This window comes from Luteimonas sp. BLCC-B24 (assembly GCF_028550595.1).
Classification (GTDB): Bacteria; Pseudomonadota; Gammaproteobacteria; order Xanthomonadales; family Xanthomonadaceae; genus Luteimonas.
Window position 1 is genome coordinate 230253 of the sequence record NZ_JAQQGN010000004.1, and the last position, 18954, is coordinate 249206.

General features: G+C 69.7%; 15 protein-coding genes. All 15 read right to left on the bottom strand.

Annotated elements, in window-relative coordinates:
* Window positions 1–3: 3 nt before the first annotated feature.
* A complete protein-coding gene (gene rpoN, locus PQS31_RS10850) occupies window positions 4–1410 on the bottom strand; it encodes an RNA polymerase factor sigma-54 (RefSeq protein WP_272762736.1) in 1407 nt (468 codons plus the stop codon).
* A 203-nt stretch (window positions 1411–1613) separates the two neighbouring features.
* Complete coding sequence (locus tag PQS31_RS10855) at window positions 1614–2246, bottom strand: response regulator transcription factor (protein ID WP_272762737.1); 633 nt, start codon at window positions 2244–2246, stop codon at window positions 1614–1616.
* Between the two features lie 64 nt (window positions 2247–2310).
* Window positions 2311–2880 carry a PilZ domain-containing protein gene (locus tag PQS31_RS10860; protein WP_272762738.1) on the bottom strand — a complete coding sequence of 190 codons (570 nt, stop codon included), beginning with the start codon at window positions 2878–2880 and terminating at the stop codon, window positions 2311–2313.
* A complete protein-coding gene (locus tag PQS31_RS10865) occupies window positions 2877–3170 on the bottom strand; it encodes a hypothetical protein (protein ID WP_272762739.1) in 294 nt (97 codons plus the stop codon). The genes PQS31_RS10860 and PQS31_RS10865 overlap by 4 nt, the downstream gene beginning before the upstream one ends.
* Entirely contained in the window at window positions 3167–3586 is a 420-nt protein-coding gene (gene fliS, locus PQS31_RS10870) for a flagellar export chaperone FliS (RefSeq protein ID WP_272762740.1), read from the bottom strand. Before fliS ends, PQS31_RS10865 begins: the two co-directional genes overlap by 4 nt.
* Before the next feature lie 73 nt (window positions 3587–3659).
* Window positions 3660–4997: a flagellar filament capping protein FliD gene (fliD, locus tag PQS31_RS10875; RefSeq protein ID WP_272762741.1), complete on the bottom strand. Its 1338-nt coding sequence runs from the start codon at window positions 4995–4997 to the stop codon at window positions 3660–3662.
* A 152-nt stretch (window positions 4998–5149) separates the two neighbouring features.
* Window positions 5150–8752 carry a glycosyltransferase gene (locus PQS31_RS10880; protein WP_272762742.1) on the bottom strand — a complete coding sequence of 1201 codons (3603 nt, stop codon included), beginning with the start codon at window positions 8750–8752 and terminating at the stop codon, window positions 5150–5152.
* Window positions 8753–8790: 38 nt separating this feature from the next.
* A complete protein-coding gene (locus PQS31_RS10885) occupies window positions 8791–9555 on the bottom strand; it encodes a hypothetical protein (protein WP_272762743.1) in 765 nt (254 codons plus the stop codon).
* On the bottom strand, window positions 9540–10721 hold the full coding sequence (locus tag PQS31_RS10890; protein WP_272762745.1) for a hypothetical protein: 1182 nt from the start codon (window positions 10719–10721) through the stop codon (window positions 9540–9542). The genes PQS31_RS10885 and PQS31_RS10890 overlap by 16 nt, the downstream gene beginning before the upstream one ends.
* Window positions 10722–10737: 16 nt before the next feature.
* Complete coding sequence (locus tag PQS31_RS10895) at window positions 10738–11889, bottom strand: DegT/DnrJ/EryC1/StrS family aminotransferase (RefSeq protein WP_272762784.1); 1152 nt, start codon at window positions 11887–11889, stop codon at window positions 10738–10740.
* Window positions 11890–12214: 325 nt separating this feature from the next.
* Window positions 12215–13048 (bottom strand): flagellin, encoded by an 834-nt coding sequence (locus PQS31_RS10900; protein ID WP_272762785.1) that lies wholly within the window; start codon window positions 13046–13048, stop codon window positions 12215–12217.
* A gap of 493 nt (window positions 13049–13541) precedes the next feature.
* Window positions 13542–14741 (bottom strand): flagellar hook-associated protein FlgL, encoded by a 1200-nt coding sequence (flgL, locus tag PQS31_RS10905; protein ID WP_272762747.1) that lies wholly within the window; start codon window positions 14739–14741, stop codon window positions 13542–13544.
* Window positions 14738–16615: a flagellar hook-associated protein FlgK gene (flgK, locus tag PQS31_RS10910; RefSeq protein WP_272762748.1), complete on the bottom strand. Its 1878-nt coding sequence runs from the start codon at window positions 16613–16615 to the stop codon at window positions 14738–14740. Before flgK ends, flgL begins: the two co-directional genes overlap by 4 nt.
* An 8-nt stretch (window positions 16616–16623) precedes the next feature.
* Window positions 16624–17814 carry a flagellar assembly peptidoglycan hydrolase FlgJ gene (gene flgJ, locus PQS31_RS10915; RefSeq protein WP_272762749.1) on the bottom strand — a complete coding sequence of 397 codons (1191 nt, stop codon included), beginning with the start codon at window positions 17812–17814 and terminating at the stop codon, window positions 16624–16626.
* A gap of 1 nt (window position 17815) precedes the next feature.
* The gene (locus PQS31_RS10920) at window positions 17816–18937 is read right to left on the bottom strand and encodes a flagellar basal body P-ring protein FlgI (protein ID WP_272762751.1); all 1122 of its coding nucleotides are present in this window, start codon (window positions 18935–18937) and stop codon (window positions 17816–17818) included.
* Window positions 18938–18954 lie beyond the last annotated feature (17 nt).

Sequence of the window (18954 nt, forward strand, 5' to 3'; positions counted from 1 at the left end):
TCCTCAGCCCGCACGGGCGAGCAGGGTGGGGCGGGCACCGCGACGGCGCGCGCGCGCCGGGGCGATGTCGAGTTGTTCGCGGTACTTGGCGACGGTGCGGCGGGCGATGTGCACCCCCTGGCGGGCGAGCAGGGCGGCGATCGCGTCGTCGGCCAGTGGACGCTGCGCCGGCTCGGCTTCGATCAGACGCCGCACCATCGCCTTGACCGCGGCGCCGGAAACGTTGGCCCCATCGAGGCGCACGGCGAAGAAGCGCTTCATCTCGATCGTGCCGCGCGGCGTCTGCAGGAACTTGCCGGTGGTGATGCGCGAGACGGTGGATTCGTGCATGCCGATCGCATCGGCCACGTCCTTGAGCGTCAGCGGCGCGATGGCCTCCTCGCCGCGTTCCAGAAACGCGGCCTGGCGCTCGACGATCACCCGCGCGGTGCGCAGCAGGGTGTCGTAACGCATCGACAGGCCGCGGGTGAACCAGCGGGCCTCCTGCAGCATGTCGCGCATCGGGGCGGCGGCCGGGCCCTCGGCCACCGCCCGCTCGTAGCCGGCGTTGATCGACACGCGCGGCGCGGCGGCCGGGTTCAGGGCCACGCGCCAGCCGGCATCGGCCTGCCAGACGACGACGTCGGGCACGACGGCACCGGTGTCGGCCGGCGCGCCGGCCTGGGCGGGGCGCGGGTCCAGCGCCAGCACGATGCGCACGGCCTCCTGCACGTCGGCCTCGTCGCGCTGCAGATATCGGGCCAGTGCGGTGATGTCGTGGGTGGCGAGCAGTTCCAGCGCCTGCTCGACGATGCGCCGCGCCAGGACACGGCCGGCGACGCAGCCGGGCAGCGCGGCCAGCTGTGCGAGCAGGCATTCACGCAGGTCGCGCGCGGCGATGCCGGCCGGATCGCCGGCCAGCAGCCGCTGGCGCACGGCCTCGAGCGTGGCTGCGTCGCAGTCCAGACGCGCGCACCCCGTTTCGACGAGCTCGGCATGCGGCGCGGCGAGATAGCCGGCGTCGTCGCAGTGTTCGAGCCAGAAGGCGGCGATGGCGAGCGCATCGGCCTCGAGTTCGGTCGACAGGCGCTGCAGGATGCGCAGGTGCGGATCGGTCGACTCGCCCGCCGCGATGCGCGCCAGGCCGTCCTCGTCCTCACCGCTCCAGCTGGCGCCGCGCACGTCCCACATCGACGACTCGGGCAGCTCGTCGAACGCGGCGACGTCGGTCGCGGCGTCGGCGCGTTCCGGCACCGGATTTGCAACAGGCTCCTCGTCGAGTTCGAGCAGCGGGTTCTGCTCGAGAATCCGACGGATCTCGAGATCCAGCTGCATCCCGTCGAGCTGGAGCAGACGGATCGACTGCAGCAACTGCGGCGTCATCTGCAGGGACTGGCCGAGCTGCATCGAGGTGGTGGCACTGGCTTTCATGTCGCCGGATTCCCGTCGCGGCGCTGGTCTGCGCCCGTGAAAGCATCGTGAAGCCGTCGCGACGGTTCCGCTATCAGGGTGTTTCCGACGGTGCGCGGGGTGGTCCCCACAGGTGTCGGGGTTTCCCCGACAGCGCTCCGGTCACGGCGGCGACGGTTTCCCGGCGGACGGGGACGCGGCCCTGCAGCGGGGCGCGCGCCGGCTCAGTCGGCCTTGCGCCCCTGGCGCGCGGCCAGCAGGACCAGTTCGTTGGCGCGCCGGCAGCCGAGCGCTTCCATCATTCGCGCACGATGCGTTTCCACGGTCTTGACGCTGATGCCGAGATCCGACGCGATTTCCTTGCTGCTGAGCCCGCGGCCGATCATGTCCAGAATCTGCCGCTGGCGGTGCGACAGCGATTCCACACCATCGCCCTTGGGCCGCCCGAGCAGCGGCGCCATCATCCGCGACGACAGCCGCGGACTCAGAAACACCTCGCCGGCGAGCGCGGTGCGCAGCGCCAGTTCGAGTTCCAGTGGCGCCGCGTCCTTGACCACGAACCCGGACGCCCCGCGTTCGAGCGCGCTGCGCACGTGCTGGGAGTCGTCGTGCATCGACATGATCAGCACGCGGGTGGCCGGCAGTTCGGCGTGGATCGCGGCCATCGCCTCGATTCCGCTGCGGCCGGGCAGCGAGAGGTCCATCAGCACCACGTCCGGGCGATGGATCAGCGCGAGGTGCAGGGCCTCGTCGGCGCGACTGGCCTCGGCGCAGACGTCGACCGCGTCGAATCCCTGCAGCAGCCGGCTCAGGCCGGCCCGCACCAGGGTGTGGTCGTCGACGATCAGCACTCGCACCAGCCGGTTTCTCCCTACGCCGGGCGCGGCCCGGTCACCGAAGGATACGCGAGCACGCGCTCGCTCACCGGCGACGCTGCTCGGCCACCTGACGCCGGTGCAGGCGGAAGAGGTGACGGTCGAGGGCTTCCACCAGATCCGGGCGCAGGTCGACGAACGCCAGCCACACGCGGCTTCCGTGCGCCGCCGGGTGGCTGGCGAGGACCTCCGCGGGGAGTTCGAGATGATCGGGCAGCCAGTCGGCCGGCTGGAGGCGGGCGATGACCCGTTCGCCGGCCGCGACATCGACGGGCGCGTCCAGACCGACCCGCAACCCGACCCGTGACCAGCGCACCGGCTGTTCGGGCAGTTCGTGCACCCGCGCCAGACGTCCGATCAGGCCGAGGATCAGATCCAGCTTGGCGTCCATGCGCTGCGCCAGCAGCGGCAGGTCGCCGTGTTCCTCCCCGCCGTCGTCCTTGCGCAGATCCTCGATCTGCGCCAGACCCGAGAGCAGGGCCACCGCCTGGGCCTGACGGCCCCGGCCGACGGCCGGCTCGACCGCGACCGGCAGATCGACATCGCAGCTCAACGAGTCGCCGAACAGGCGCGCGTCCAGCGCGTCGACGTCCGGCGGGTCGTCGGCCGATCTCATCTCGCATCCCCGGCGTAGGCACGCGAGGCGTGTTCGGTCCGGCGTGCCGCGCGCAGGGCTTCGCCGATGACGTGCTTGCGCTCGTGCATCTGCAGCAGAAGGCTGTTCTGCAACTGCAGCAGTCCGCGCAGGGCCTCGACCGGTGCCTGCGGACCGACCTCGGCGATGTAGAGGTGCAGCCGCTCGTGATACTCGGTCATCTGCGCGCTCGCGTCGTGGACGTCTCCGGCCAGCGCGGTTTCGAGCGCATCCAGACGCATGTGCAGCTCGGCGAGGTCCGGCGTGGTCACGCCGCGGCTCCGGCGGTGATCGGCGTGGCGGCCGGCTGGATCGCGTGCCACGCGGATTCGATTTCCACCAGCAGGGCCAGCGCTTCCTGCAGTGCGGCGACGTCGTTGTGCAGGTTGGCCTCGGTCAGCCGGCGCACCAGATAGTCGTAGAGCGAGGCGAGATTGCCGGCGATCTCGCCGCCGGCTTCGTGGTCGAGGGAGCCGTTGAGATGGCTCACGATCGCGCAGGCCTCGCCGATCGCCTTGCCCTTGCGCAGCTGGTCGCCGTTCTCCAGGCAGGCTTCGGCCAGCCGGATCCGCTCGCAGGCGCCGGCCAGCAGCAGCGCGATCAGCTTGTGCGGATCGGCCTCGGCGACGCTGGTGGCCACGGCCATGCGTCGGTACTGATCTGCATGCTGGCGGCTGGTTCCGTACATGGAGTGCTCCTGGGAAATCGAGGCCGCGTGGCCGACACTGGGATATCGGCGGCGCAGGCCCCGGACTTGAGCCTCAGTTCCTGTTGGTGTTGGTCGACGACAACAGACTGTTGAGCGAGCTGCTGCTGCTCTGCATCTGGACGACCATCATTTCCATCGCGGTGAACTGCGCGGTGTACAGGCTCGACAGCCGGGTCATGCGGGTGTCGAGCGCGTCGAGCTGCTTCTCGAGGTCGGACACCTGCTTGTTCAGCCCTTCGGTCTTCTTGACCAGGCTGCCCCCGATGGAATCGAGATTGTCCTTGAGCACCGTCGACAGCTTGGTCGTGTATGCGCCCTCGGCGCCGAACAGCGCCGTGGCCGCGTCCGGCCTGGCCGCGATCGCGGCCGAAAAATCGCTCGCGCTGAAACTCAGCTGGCCGTCCTTGCCCGCCGTGATGCCGAGCGCTTTCAGCCCTTCGGAGTGCTCGCCGATCTGGGTGCGGAGCTGCTGCTGCAGCGTGCGCACGAGCGAGTCGCCATTGAGCGCCGCGGCGGCTTTGGTGGTCGGGTTGTAGGCGCTGCTGGATTTGAGGGTGCTGAGGACGCTGTTGTACGCCGTCACGAACGAGGCGACGTTCGCCGACAGGGCCTCGTTGTCCTGGGCGATGCGCAGGGTCTGGGTGCCGTCGGTCACACGTGTGAGCTCCAGCGTCGTGCCGGGAACGAGACCCGACACGCTGTTGCTCGACGAGCGCCGTTCGAGACCGTCGACGAACACCACGGCGTCGCTCGCCGCGACGGTCTGGGTCAAGGCCCCGCCCGCGCCCGTGGTCAGCGCCTGCAGGCCGCCGTCACCGCCGTCGGCCGTGATGGTCAAGGCATTGGCGATGCCGGTGCCGGCCGCGGTGAAGACCAGGTGCTGTCCTTGGCTGGACGTGACCACGGTCGCGCCGACGCCCTTGCCGCCGGCCGCGCGGTTCACCGCGTTGGCGATGTCGGTCAGGGTGGCGCCCTCGTCGATCTCGACGTCCAGACGTCCGTCCTCGCCCCAGGCGAACTGCAGGGTGCCGCTGCCCGGTGTCGCATCCGCGGCATAGCCGGCCGACGCGAGCTTCTGCGCGCCGGCGAGGGCGTCGACGCGCACGCTGTAGGTGCCCGGCACCGCGCCGCTCGCCGCGACCGCGGTGAAGCCCGCATCCGCGGGCACGGTGGCCTTGAACGCGGGTTTGTCGGCGCTGCTGGTCAGGCGATTCAGCGCCGTCTGCAGATTGGCCATCGAACTGCGTACCTGACCGACCGCCGACAGCTTCGCATTGACCGCCGTGCCGGCGGTCGTGATGCGCTTTTCGGTCGGCGCGCGCGACGCCGACACCAGGCTGGCGACGAGGCTGGGAATGTCGATGCCGGAACCGGTTGCGGAAATAGCCATATCGATCGCCTGTTAACTGGAGGGGCCTGACAGCGCCGTCCGCGCACGCGTGACCACATGGGGTATCGGCGATGTCCGGCAGGACTTGAATGGTGCTGCCGGCGTGCAAGAACCATGCCGCGCGCCGCGCCGTGGCCCGCACCCGGGCGTGGTCACTCCGGCAACCATTGCGACAGCCAGTGGGCCGCGGAGGCCTCGTCGAGCATCCAGTCGCGATGCACCGCGTCGCGCAGCGCGTCGCCGGCCCGGGCCGCGGCATCGAGGTCGTGGGTGTGCATGCGGATGGCCTCCACCCAGTCCCGGAAGCGCGGCTTCACCCGGGTCACCGGCAGCGCGCCGCGATAGGGCGCCACGTCGCTGCAGACGACCGGGAATCCGCACGCACCGTATTCGAGCAGCCGCAGGTTGCTCTTGCAGCGGTTGAAGAGATTGTCCTCGAGCGGCGCCAGGGCGAGGTCGAGGTCCAGGCCCGCGAGCCGGGCCGGATAGTCCTCGATCGCGACGCCGGGATGGAACTCGTGCACATAAGGCCGGAGCTTGTCCGGGCACATGCCCAGGAACACCCATTCCACCTCGTCGGCCAGTTCGCGCACGACGTCGGCGATCAGTTCCAGGTCGCCGCGGTGGCCGGCACCGCCGCCCCAGCCGACGCGCGGTCGCTGGCCCCGACGCCGTTGCGCCGTCACCGCCCCCCACCACGGCAGCGGCAAGCGGTTCTCGACGACCCGGATGTCCGGATGCAACCCGGCGAGCGCCTCGGCGAGCGGCGCGGTCGACACCACGAAGCGGTCGACCAGCTTCAGGGCGTCGCGCATCGTCTTGAGCACATCGTTCGGCAACTGGCCGCGGTGCGCGCTCTTCATCGGCATGTTGGGCAGGTAATCGTCGAGCTCGGCCACCTTGAAGGCGCGGCTCCAGCGGAGCATGCGCTTCTGCGGTTCCAACTGGCCCTTGAGCATCTGCCGCTGCAGCACCACCACATCCGGCGACAGACGCTCGATCTCGACCGGGCTGCTGTAGCGGGCGCCGACACGTACGTCGGCGACGCCGAATCCGTTCATCGCGGCCGCCGGCTGGATCACCCGGTAATGGCCGCAGCCGAAGCGGTCCGCGGGCAGTGCCAGCGCCACCGGGAGTGGACGCCAGGACAGCGGGTTCCAGGTGAAGGTGGGATCGGTCTCGACCTGGAAGGCGGGGCCGTTCAGCGTGAGGTTGCGGTTGTAGGCCGGATCGTTCGCCACCGCCGGCAGCCAGCGGTCGTAGAACGCGTCCTGCTCGCCGACGAAGCGTTTCGCCTTGGCTTCGAGGGCGCTGGTGTCCACCCGTGCCTGGCTGACGCTGCCTTCGTGCAGCAAGACCGCGTGCGGCGTCCATAACACCAGATGTCCCGCGGCGCGCGCCTTCAGGCACAGGTCGACGTCGTTGTAGGACACCTTGAAGGCCTCCTCGTCGAGCCCGCCGACCGCCTCGTACAGGGACTTGCGGATCATCAGGCAGGCGCCGGTCACCGCACTGTAGTTCTGGTCCACCCGGAGCCGGTGCATGTACCCGGGGGCGTCGTGCGGATCGCCGATGAAGGGATGCTCGGCAGGCCCGCGCAGGCCGAGCACGACGCCCGCGTGCTGGATGCGACCGTCCGGATACAGCAGCTTGGCGCCCACCACACCGACCTCCGGCCGCTGCGCGTGGTTGAGCATCGCATCGAGCCAGTCCTCGCGCAGGACCGCGGTATCGTTGTTGAGCAGCACCAGATACTCGCCGCGCGCGTGTCGCGCCGCGAGATTGTTCATCGCCGAATAGTTGAACGGCTGCGGATACCGGATCACCTGCAGCTGCTGGCTGCCCATGGCCTCGATGCCGTCGAGCCAGGTGCACGCATCCGCATCGGTACTGCCGTTGTCGACGATCAGCACCTCGTAGTTCTGGTAGGCGGTCTTCTCCAGCAGACTCTCGACGCAACGACGCAGCATGCCCAGCTGGTTCTTCGTCGGAATGATGATCGACACGCCCGGCGTCGCCGCATGGCCATAGCGGATGCGGTAGCAGCCGGGGTGATGCGCATCGACCGCAGCCTGGTCGTAGCCGCGGTTGCGCAGGTGGCGGAGCAGGGCCTCGGTTTCGGACTGGCGGGTGCGGATCTCCTGCTGGGGCAGGATCAGCAGCGGTTCGTGGACATGGCCCAGGCCGTCGATGCCGCCGGCGTCGATCAGACGCAGCAGAAGATCGAATTCCGGGGCATCCGCGAACGCCGGATCGAAGCCGCCGGCCTCGAGAAACACGTCGCGCCGCACCAGCCAGTGGCGTGCCAGTCCCGAAGGCATCGACAGCAGCAGGTCGAGGTTGAAGTCCGGGCGCAGCAGGGCCGACAGTTCCCCGTCGGCGCCGCGCATCATCTCGTCGGCATACACCGCGCGCAGGCCGTCGGTCCCGAGCAGCGCATGGGCGAGTACGAGCAGGCCGGCGGGCGTGAAGGTCTCGCCGGCATCGACCATCAGCATCCAGTCGAACGGGTAGGTCGCGCAGGTGCGGTTGATGGCCGACAGGACATCCTCGTCCGGTGCGAGGGGCACATGCTGCATCTGCGGCAGGGCCGCATCGGGCGGCGGGACCGGCCCGCCGATGACGAAGAGGTCGGCCGGGGCATGCCCGGGCTGCGCCTTGAGACTGTCCAGCGTCGCACCGAGGGCGGCGGTGTCGTGCCCGGCACGGATCAGCACCGCGATGCGCGGGGCCTCGCCCATTCCGGGACGTGCCGCCATCAGGCTCGCCTGCACGGGGGTCGGCGTGCGGGGCGCCAACCAGTGCCGCAGCGGATCGATCGGTTCCAGGCCGCGCGCCATCCGCTTGATGCGACGGCCGAGATCGAGGGTCTCGACCGCGTCGGGCGTCTCCAGCGGTGCAACCCGCACCAGATGGTTGTCGACATCACGATGCCAACCGGACTCGCGGATGGTGCGCTTGAAGTACGCGTACCACTCGTTGCCGATGTTGGGATCGAGCAGGCTGGCGTGGCTGGTCTGCTCGCGCGAGACCCGGAAACTCGACAGCGGTTCGACCAGATACACCAGGTCGCCGAGGCGCATCAGGTTGACGTGCATCGTCAGGTCGCCCAGCCAGCTGACCTTGCGGCCGCCGAGCGAAAACTGCTTGCCGGCCAGCGGAAGCACCTGTTCACGGCGGACCATCACCGAGCTCGGCTCGCCGATGAAATTGAGGGTCCAGTCGGCGAGCAGCGACACCAGCTGCGTCCCGTCGACCCGGACATCGGTGGCGAACGGCGAGCGTGTCGCGCCGATATCCGGCAGGCGATTGCCCTGCTCGTCGATCCTGTGGCGACGCGAGGTCACGAGTGCGACGTCGGGGTGCCGGTCGAGCACATCCGCCAGCCTGCGCAGACAGCCGGGCAGCAGGAGGTCGTCGTCGTACAGGAACTTGATGTAGCGCCCGCGCGCGCGCCGGATGCATTCGCCGACGTTGCCTTCCTCGCCGAGCGGCACGAGGTTGCGGAAGTAGCGCACGCGCGGCCCCTCTTGGCGTGCCGCATAGCGCGCGACGATGTCGGCGATCGCATTGCCCGCACTGTCGTCGCAGACCACGACCTCGAAGTCCTCGAAGTCCTGTTCCACCGCACTGCGAAGCGCCGCCTCGAGATAGTGGGGCTTGTAGGCGGGGATCGCGATGGTGACGCCGACGACGTCGGCCGGCGCGAGCGGGTGGGTGTCGTTCGCGTCGGGGGTGTCCAGGTGCAGAGTCACGGTGGCTCCAGAAACTCGATCGGATGAAAGGATGGGCATCACGCGAGCACGAAGATCGGTCGGTTGAGGAACTCGCCGAGTTCATCCTTGCGGTGGCCGTTTGCCTCGTCGAGGTCGCGGTAGACGATCGCGCCGTCGGAATCGCGCTCGGCCACGCCGATGTGGCGGACCTGCCACGTACCGCGCACGCCCGAGGTCACGAAATCGACCAGCTCGGCGATGCTGCCGTGCGCGAAGAGGCCTGCATGCCGGTCGCCCTTCCAGTTGAATCCCAGCTGGAACACCAGCGTGTCGCAGTGATCGCGCATCCGTTCCAGGCTGCGGACAATGTCGCGGCGCGCACCGTCGACCGACAGCGTACGGTCCCCGTAGTCGTCGCCCACGTGGTGCAGCACGTTCAGAAGCAGGGCCATGTCGTAATGCCCGGACTCGCGTTCGAAGTCGAAGTAGCGCCCACGGACCTCCATGCGCGCCTCGAGCGCGAGCGCGGCGCGTGCGGCCTGTAGAAACGCGGCGTGGTCCGCGCTGCCTTCGTAGGCCGTCGCGTGACGCGCGCCCAGACGCAGTAGCTCCAGCAGGAAGAACCCGCCATTGCTGCCGATATCCAGCAGGCTTTTCTCCTGCACTTCGACGCGGTCCACGATGTAGCGCAGGCGGGCCGACTCGTACCGGCGCAGGGCCGGCAGCGCGGCATCGGTCAGGTGCGGCGCGAGCAACGCCGGGATCTCCTGGTAGCAGGCGTGTTTGCTGCCCAGGCGGGTGCGCTCGAAGGTCGCGTGCAGCGTGGTCAGGAGATTGGACATGGTGGAACCCGTTGTCGTGTGGGGGCGCAGCCGCGGCTTCGCATGCGGCGCGACGTCAATGCATTGAAAATCTCGCCCAGGAACAGCAGCAGGCTGTCGCGCCTGAGATACACATCGCGAGCGAGCAGCCCCATGCGCTCGCGCACCGGCATCTGGCGCGCGGCCGGATAGACCCGTGGCCGGCGTCCGCATGCGTGGTCTGCCAGCCAGCCGCCGAGCCAGGCATAGCGTCCGCACGACGGGTCGCGCAGCGGCGGGTGCCGCATGCCCGCGAACGCTTCGGGCAGGAAACCGGCGCGGTCGGCGAGGCTCCACGGCCCCCAGAAGCGCGGATTGACTTCGATGAGGTGATGCACCCCGTCCAGCGCCATGGTTTCGATCATGGCGTAGCCGTGAAAGCCCAGGCTGAGAAACAGCGCGGTCAGCTGCTCGCGCGTGCGCACGTCCGGGCAGGCGCACAGCTCGGCGGCGATGATCGACTTGCCGTTCGCCTGCTGCAGCAGATTGCGCTGATAGGCGAACGTGGCGACGCCGTCGCGGCTGAAGTGCGCGAGGTAGTAGTAGCTCGCGCCGTCGAGATAGCGCTGGAAGAAGTAGTCGGCCGTGTGCGCCTGCGCCAGAAACCGGTCCAGCGCCGCCACGTCGTGGATCAGCTCCGGATAGAGCTTGCGCCCATCCGCGGCGAACTCGCATCGTGGTTTCGCCACCAGGGGCAGCGACGCGGGCAGCGGCGCGTCCAGCGCCGGCGGCAGCTGCAGCCCGAACCGCGCCGCATGGTCGAGCAGGCTGGCCTTGTCGGACACCGCCGTGTACATGGCCTCGGACACCAGCGCCACCGTCAGGCCCGCCTGTTCGAACGCGGTCCTGTGGCGGAGGATCAGACGGTTGATCGACTCCGCCGTCGGCACGAACGTGAGCACGTCGCCGGCGTGGCGCGCAGCCAGCTGACGTACGCACTCGAGCATGTCCTCGAGGTCCAGCGTGTCGACCCGGCGGGTGGCGCCGATCCATCGGCGATACGCGGTGCGACGCAGCGGATCCGCGCCTGGGCGGGCGACCAGGGAGCAGGGCACCGCGCGCCTTGCGAAGGACCGGCATATCGCGAGCACGGCGCGCTCGTTCGCACCGGTGAAGATCACATGGCGGGTGGCGGGAGGTGCAACCAAGGCCGGCGTCCTTCGGTCACGCCGCGCCGGCGGCGCGCGAGAGGATGGCGATGACCCGGTCCTGGGCCTCGTGCGAGAGCCCCGGATACAGCGGCAGGCAGATCACCTGGTCGGCGGTGGCGTGCGCGTGCGGCAGGCGTGCGGGATCGGATGACGGCAGGCCCCGGTACATCGGAAAGCTGCTGATCAGCGGATAGAAATAGCGCCGCGCATGGATGTCCGCCTCCTTGAGGGCCCCGTAGAGGGCGTCACGCGACAGCGGGTACTCGGGGCGCACCAGCACCGGGTAATAGGCGTAATTGCGCCGGGCCGCGTCGCTGCGGACGACGGTGATGCCGGGCATGCGGTCGAAAGCAGCGTCGTAGCGTTCCGAAATCATGCGGCGCTCGGCGAGGACGCCGTCGATGTGCTCGAGCTGCAGCAGGCCGATGGCCGCGTTGATCTCGCTCATCTTGCCGTTGATGCCGGGTGCGACGACGGTCGTCTCGTCGACGAAACCGAAGTTCTTCAAATGATCGATCCGGCGCTTGGTGCGCGCATCGGGACTGATGATGGCCCCGCCTTCGAAGGTGTTGAACACCTTCGTGGCGTGCAGGCTCAACACCGACAGGTCGCCGTGGCGGAGAATGCTGCCGCCGGCGTCCTGCACGCCGAAGGCGTGGGCGGCGTCGTAGACGACCTTCAGGCCGTAGTTGTCGGCAATCGTCTGGATCGCGTCCGTGTCGCAGGGGCGGCCGTAGCAGTGCACTGGCAGGATCGCGGTCGTCTGGGGCGTGATCGCGGCCTCGATCGCGGCGGGGTCGAGGTTGAGCGTGACCGGGTCGATGTCCACGAACACCGGCTTCATCCCGTTCCAGAGCAGCGCGTGCGACGTGGCCACGAAGCTGTAGGGCGTGGTGATGACCTCGCCGGTGATACGCAGCGCCTGCAGCGCGGTCAACAGGGCCAGGGTGCCGTTGGCGAACAGCGAGATGTGGTCGACGCCGAGGTACTCGGCCAGTCGCCGTTCGAGGTCCCGGTGGCAGGGCCCGTTGTTGGTCAGTACCTGCCGGTCCCAGATGCCCTGCAGGTACGGGATGAACGCCTCCAGCGGTGGAAGATAGGGGCGGGTGACGTACAGCCGCTCCTGGGCGCAGTCCGCGCTGCGGACCGCGGCCGCAGGCGGCATCGGCTCGAGCGGTCCGCCGAGGAAGGCGGCGTCCGCGACGGCCCCATCGTGGAGCGCGGCCGCGCCGTGCGACAGCAGTGAGGCAGGTTCGACAGACATCACGGTTCCTGGCAGGGCGAGCGGTCGTCGCCTCCGATGTCTCCCTCCTGCAAGGGATGTGCCGTCGGCGCGACGGAACGCCGTCGCCCGTCCCGCGACGGTTCACCGGCGCGGCGCCACGCGGCACTCCGGCCACCGTCGGCCGTGCGCCACCACACCGCAGGCACGAAAAAGCCCGCCTCCGTCACCGGAGGCGGGCGTTCGATCACCGCATTTCGAGAATGGCTTACTGCAGCAGGCTGAGCACGCTCTGCGGGGCCGACTTGGCCTGCGCCAGCATCGCGGTACCGGCCTGCTGGAGGATCTGCGTGCGGGTCAGTTCCACCGTCTCCTTGGCATAGTCGGTGTCCTGGATGCGGCTGCGCGAGGCCGAGAGGTTCTCGGAGCTGGTCTGCAGGTTCGAGACGGCCGAGCTGAAGCGGTTCTGGATCGCACCGAGGTCCGCGCGGGACTCGTTGACCGACTTCAGGGCCGCATCGAGCGTATCGAGCTGGGTGGCGCCCGAACCGGCGCTCATGCTCGCGATCGAGAAGCCGCTGGACGTCACGCCGCTGAGCGCGGTCTTGATGTCGGTCAGGGTGATGTCGATCTTGTCGTTGTCGGTGGCGTTCGCGCCGACCTGGATCGAGATCGTGGTGCCGCTGCTGAGCAGCTCGGTGCCGTTGAACTTGGTGTTGTCGACGACGCGCAGGATTTCCGACTGCAGCTGGCTGACTTCCTTCTGCAGCGCGGCCTTGTCGTCGCTGCTGTTGGTGCCGTTGGCGGCCTGGACGGCCAGCTCGCGGATGCGCTGCAGGTTGTTGCCGATTTCGCCGAGGGCGCCTTCAGCGGTCTGTGCCAGCGAGATGCCGTCGTTGGCGTTGCGCGCGGCCTGGTCCATACCACGGACCTGCGCGGTCATGCGCTGCGAGATGGCGAGGCCGGCGGCGTCGTCCTTGGCGCTGTTGATGCGCAGGCCCGAGGACAGGCGCTGGATCGTCGTCGACAGCGAGGCGCTGTTGGTCGACAGGTTGCGCTGGGCGTTCAGAGCGATGGTGTTGGTGTTGATGACGGACATGATGCTGGTCTCCTGGGTTGGGAATCCGGCGCGGGAACAGGGCCTGGCCGGTGGTCTCCGCAGGGGTTGGCGCTGTGGGCCCTGTCCTCTGCTGTAACCAATAACGGCGTCTCGTCGTCAAGCTTTAATGCTGTTTTTGCCGGCGATTCGCAGCCCGTTGCCGGACCGCTTGCATTAACGGCAGTCGCGGCCGCGGGTTTAGCGCGGCGTGGAATCGGCACCGCAGGTGGCCTCACGCCGACGAGGACGCGCGCTGCGCACGCGCGCGCATCGCCACCGCGACGCATCGTGCGCGTCGATATGCAACGGATCGCATGCCGATGGCGGCAGGCGTGCAGTCTGGTCCGGTCATTCGCCGCCGCCGTGTGCGCCGCCCGGCGCCGACCGGCGTTTCAGCCGGGTCCGGACATCGTCGATTAACGGCGCCTTCGAAAGAACTGCGATGTTCGAGTCGACCGGCGGCACGCGGAGGCCGCCGTCGAATGGTCCAGCGTGATCAGCGCATGAGGTCGAACAGCGACAGCCGCTGCATCTGCGAGAAGCTCAGCTGCGCAGCTTCCAGCGCGATCTTCTCGAGATTGAAGCGCCCGATCGCATCGACATAGTCGAGATCGCGCAGTCCGGACAACGTGCTCTTGAGCGTCACATCGAGCGCACCGCGCAGCTCCGCCGCCTGATCCAGCGCCGCGAGCTGCGCGCCGCCGCTGGCGCGGGCGTCGATGAAATGGTTCTCCGCCGTCGTGATGTCGCGCATCGCGCTGCGCATGGCGTTCTGCTGCGCGGCACGCTCGGCGTCGGTGGTGGGCGAGGTCGTGAGCGCCTGCAGCAGGCCGTCCAGGGTCGCGAACACGTCGCGGGTATCGGACGGCCCGATCTGGAACGTGTCCCCGTTCGCGGGCGCGCCGCTGATCGTCAGCTGCAGACCTCCGAACGCGATGGCTTCGCCGGACGCGTACGTCCCGGTGGCCACGGCGGCGCCGCCGGCATCACGAATGGTGTAGGCGTTGCCGGTGCCGAACTCCACCTGGTAGCGCGCGCCGTTCCATGCCGACGCGTCGGTCAGCGCGAAGCCACCGATCTGACCGGTGCCGGTGTTGGCGTTCGACGCCACCGCATCGATGCGTCCGTTCCCGGTGCGCACCCGTAGGAAGACCTCGCTGCCCGGCAGCGCGTCGGACGCGAACATCTCGGGCGCGATCTCCACCTGGCGTTGTGTCTGGTCACCGCCGTAGACCACGCTGCTGCCGCTGCGCGAGAACGGGGGATCGCCGTCCTGGGCGCCGCCGAACAGGAACCGGCCCATGCCGTCGGCGGCATTGGCGAGATCGAGCAACCCGTCGCGCAGCGTGCGCACTTCGGCCGCGATGGTCTTGCGGTCGCTGTCGGACATCGTGCCGCTGCTGGCCTGGATGGTCAGCACCTTGACCCGGCTCATGATGTCGCCCGCCTGGGTCAGCACGTTCTCCTGCATGCCGAGGCGATGGCCGACCGTGTCGCCGTTCTTGCCGAAGCGCTCGAGTTCGGCCACGGCGCGGTCCAGGCCCACCGCCGCGCCGGCCCCGACCGGGTCGTCCTTGCCGGTGTTGAGTTTCAGGGCGGTGGCGAGCTGCTGCTGCAGCTTCGCGAGCGACGCCTGGCGGGTCTGCATGCTGCTCAGCGACTGCTGGTAGCGCATGCCTGTCGAGATGCGGGTCATCGGCGAACGGCTCCGAGCAGGGACTGGAACAGGTTGTCGGCAGTCGAGATGAGCTGGGCGGCCGCCTGGTAGGCCTGCTGCAGGCGGAGCATGTTGGCGGCTTCCTCGTCGAGGTTGACGCCGGAAATGCTCTCGCGTGCGGCGTAGGCCTGCTCGTGCAGCGATGCCTGTGCCTCGGCGGCGTAGCTGGCGTGGCGCGCGGCCGAGCCCACCGCGGTGGTCAGACCGGAGATCGCACCGTTGAGGGTCAGCGAGCCACCGTTGAGCGCCGCCTGCGTCTCGACGCCGGCGAGCAGGGCGGCGTTGCTGTTGTTGCTCGACCCCGGCGCGGTCGGCGCCATGATGAAGCTGTCGCCGGCGCTGGGAATGCCGTCGAGGGTGAACGACCAGCCGTTGGCGCTGATCGTGTCGCCCGGTGCGTAGGCGAAGGGGCCGTTGCCGTCGAGCATGTACTGGTCGGCGTCGAGGAATTCGATGGTCGACGGGGTGCGCAGCGCCGGATCCGCGGCGTCGACGACGCGCACCGCTCGCGGCAGGCCGCTGCCGAGATTGCCCAGCGCCGCCTGGACCTGCACCGGTGCAGCCGCGGCGATCCGGGAGGGATCGGTGATCGCGACCGTCAGTCCACGTGCGGCCTGCGCCGTCGGCTCGAGCAGAAAGCGGTCACCGTCCTGCGCAGCACCGTCGAGCGCCAGCGCGACGCCGGCCACGCGCAGTGGATCGCCCGAGGCCCCGGTACCGGTGACCGGGACCGCGACGCCGGTGGCGGCGTCGGTCGCGGTCCACGCGCCCGCCTGGAACTGCACGACCAGGTTGCGCCCGGTGATCGCGCCCAGATCGTCCACGCTGGTCGAGAACCGGGCCGTCCCGGTGTTCGCGGCGTGCCCGCTGATGACCGGAGCGGGTACGTTGAAGAACGGTCCGCCCATGGCACCGTACTGGTCGACGCCGGCGGCGTGGCCGGCGTTGAAGCTCGTGCCCAGCGCGAGCGCGATCCGGCCCAGTTCGGACTGGGTCTGGTCGAGGACCTGGCTGCGGAACTCCAGCAGCCCGCCGATGCCGCCCCCCATGATGCGTTCGTCGAGGCGGATCGTCTGGCCCTGGGTCTGCAGCGCGAGCTGCTGGCGCTCGGGCCGGTACGGGTCGGTGACCATCGTCAGCTGCGAGGCCTGCACCCCGACCACCAGGGCCTGGCCACCCGCGGAAAACACGTTCATCGCGCCGCCGTCCTGCTGCACGGCGGTGCCACCGGTCAGCGCCACGAGATCCCGGATGAGCTGGTCGCGGCGGTCCAGCAGGTCCGGCGCGGCGGTCTGCGCGGTGCCGATGCTGCCATTGAGACGTGCGATCTCCCCGGCGAGGCGGTTGACCTCGCCGGCACTCGCGGCGAGTCCGCTGTTCACCTCGGTCGAGAGCCGGTCGAACTGCCCCTGCAATTGCTGGAACCGGGTGGTCAGGGCGTTCGCCTGGCCCAGCATGTTCTGCCGCTCGGCCGGCGCCGAGGCGTTCGACGACAACGCGCTGACGGAATCGAAGAAGTTCGACCAGATGCCGGAGATGCCCGTCGCCTTGTCCGACATCAACGTGTCCACACGCGTGGACAGCGCCGCCAGGCGTTCGAGCCGCGCCAGCTCCCCCGTGCTGTCGATCAGCCGCGCATTGGCCAGGTCGTCCGCCACCCGGCGCACGTCGGTGATCTGGGTGCCGCGGCCCACGTAGCCCGCGCCGATGAACTGCGGCGAGCGCGCCTCGAAGTCCACCGTCTGCCGGCTGTAGCCGGGCGTGTTGATGTTGGCGACGTTGTGGCTGACCGTCGACAGCGCCCGCTGGAAGGCGATCAGGGCGCTGGTGCCGGTGGAGAGGATGTTGGCCATGAACGGACTCAGCGACGCAGGAGCGCCTGGACCGCGCGTTCGGCGGCCTCGGCGACGGTGTTTACGGCGGCGGGCGCCGCGGCGTGTGAAGCGGGCGCGGCGCCGCTACCGGCGCGTGCGAACTGGGAAATGGTCGACAGCGCACGGTCGATGGTCGGGCCGTTGGCGATCGCGCTGAGCTTGTCGGCATAGCGTGGATCGGTGGCGTAGCCGGCCTGCTGCAGCGCGGTGGCGAAGCGGCGCACGTCGCCGCCGGATTCCAGGGCCTGGCGGTAGCGTGGATTCTGTTTGAGCAGGCGCACGTAGTCGGCGAAACTCTCGGCCGGCGAGCCGTAGGCGCGGAAATCCGCACGCTCGGTGTGGCGCACGCCGTTGGTGTATTCGTGGGTGTTCACCGTCGCGCGCTCGCCGGTCCAGCCGGTGGCCTTGATGCCGAACAGGTTGTTGGCGGTGCTGCCGTCGCCGCGACGGATGGTGCGCCGGCCCCAGCCGGTTTCGAGCGCGGCCTGGGCCACCAGGGCCTTGGCGTCGACGCCGAGTTCGCGCGCCGCGGCCTGCGCGTGCGACCAGATTGACGCGACGAAGCGCTCGGGTGACTGCGGTGCGAAGGAGTCTGCCGCCGCGCGCGAGGCGCGCTCCAGCGCGGCGGGCGCCTGCGCCATCACCGCGCCCGCACCGCGTGCGATGCCGGTCGCGGCGTCGGCCACCGGCCGGGCGCGCTGCATCAGGGCGTCGATGAAGCCGTCCATCGGCGAGCGCGTCGACGCGTCCGAGACATGCGAGCTGTTCGACGGGCGACCGGCGATGAGATCGAGCGTCTGCGCGCCCAGCGCCTCGGGCAGGGCGCTCATGCCGGCGCCGCCGGTCAGCGGCAGACCGCCGGCCGCATCGGCCGGCGGCGCGAGGCGCGGGTCGAGTGCGGCGCCGCCGGCATCGCCGCCGCCGAGCTGGCGCGCGATCACCTTGGCGAGGCCCAGACCGTTGCCCTCGGTCATCGACTTGGCCAGCCGCTGGTCGTAGAGGTCGCGGTAGAGCTGGTTCTCGCCCGGGAACAAGGCGTCGCCGAAGCTGGCGTCGCGCATGCTCTTGATCAGCATCTGCGCGAATACACCTTCGAACTCGCGCGCGGCCTGGTCGATGCGCGCGGCATCGGGGCGCTGGGCGGGATTGAGTTCGAGCGGGGCGGACGCGATGCGCATGTCAGATGACCTCGAGCTCCGCGCGCAGCGCACCGGCCTGCTTGAGCGCTTCGAGAATGGCGATCAGATCACCCGGCGCGGCGCCGACGGCGTTCACCGCGCGCACGATCTCGTCCAGCGACGTGCCGCCGGCGAACTTGAACATGCGGCTGCCGTCCTGGTTCACGGCGATGTCCGTCTGCGGCGTGACCACGGTGCTGCCGCCGCTGAAGCCGCCGGGCTGGCTCACGCCCAGGCTCTCGGTGATGGTCACGCTGAGCGAACCGTGCGCGATCGCCGCCGGCATCACCTTCACCAGTGCCCCCATGACCACGGTACCGGTGCGCGAATTGACGATGACCTTGGCCGGCGCGGCGCCGGCCGAGAGCTGCACGTTCTCCACCTCGGCCAGGAAGCCGATGCGCGCGCCCGGATCGAACGGCGCGCGCACCGCGACGGTCACGCCGTCGACCGCGCGCGCGGTGCCGGGGCCGAAGCGCGCATCGAGCGCGGCCACCATGTTGCGGATCGTGCTGAAATCGCCGCGGTTGAGATTGAGCGTGAGTTCACCACTGTCGCCGAAACCGCCGTCGACCGCGCGCTCGACCATCGCACCATTGGGAATGCGGCCCACGCTCGGCACGTTCACCGACACGCGCGAGCCGTCGCGGCCCTGCGCGCCGAAGCCGCCGACCACCAGGCTGCCCTGGGCGATGGCGTAGACCTGGCCGTCGGCGCCCTTGAGGGGCGCCATCAGCAGCGTGCCGCCGCGCAGCGACACCGCATTGGCGATCGAGGAGACGGTGATGTCGATCGTCTGCCCGGGCTTGGCGAACGCCGGCAGCTCGGCGTGGATCGCCACCGCGGCCACGTTCTTGAGCTGCGGGTTGACGTTCGCCGGCACCGTGACGCCCAGCTCGTTGAGCATGTTGCGCAGGCTCTGCACGGTGAAGGGCGACTGGCTGGTGCGGTCGCCGCTGCCGTCGAGACCGACGACGAGCCCGTAGCCGACGAGCGCGTTGCCGCGCACGCCGCCGACGGTGGCGAGATCCTTGATGCGCTCCTGGGCGTGCAGCGGTGCCGCGAACGCGGCGACGGCGAGCAGAGCGAGGGGCATCAGACGGAGCAGGGAAGAGCGCGACATGGCGGTGACCCGGTGGA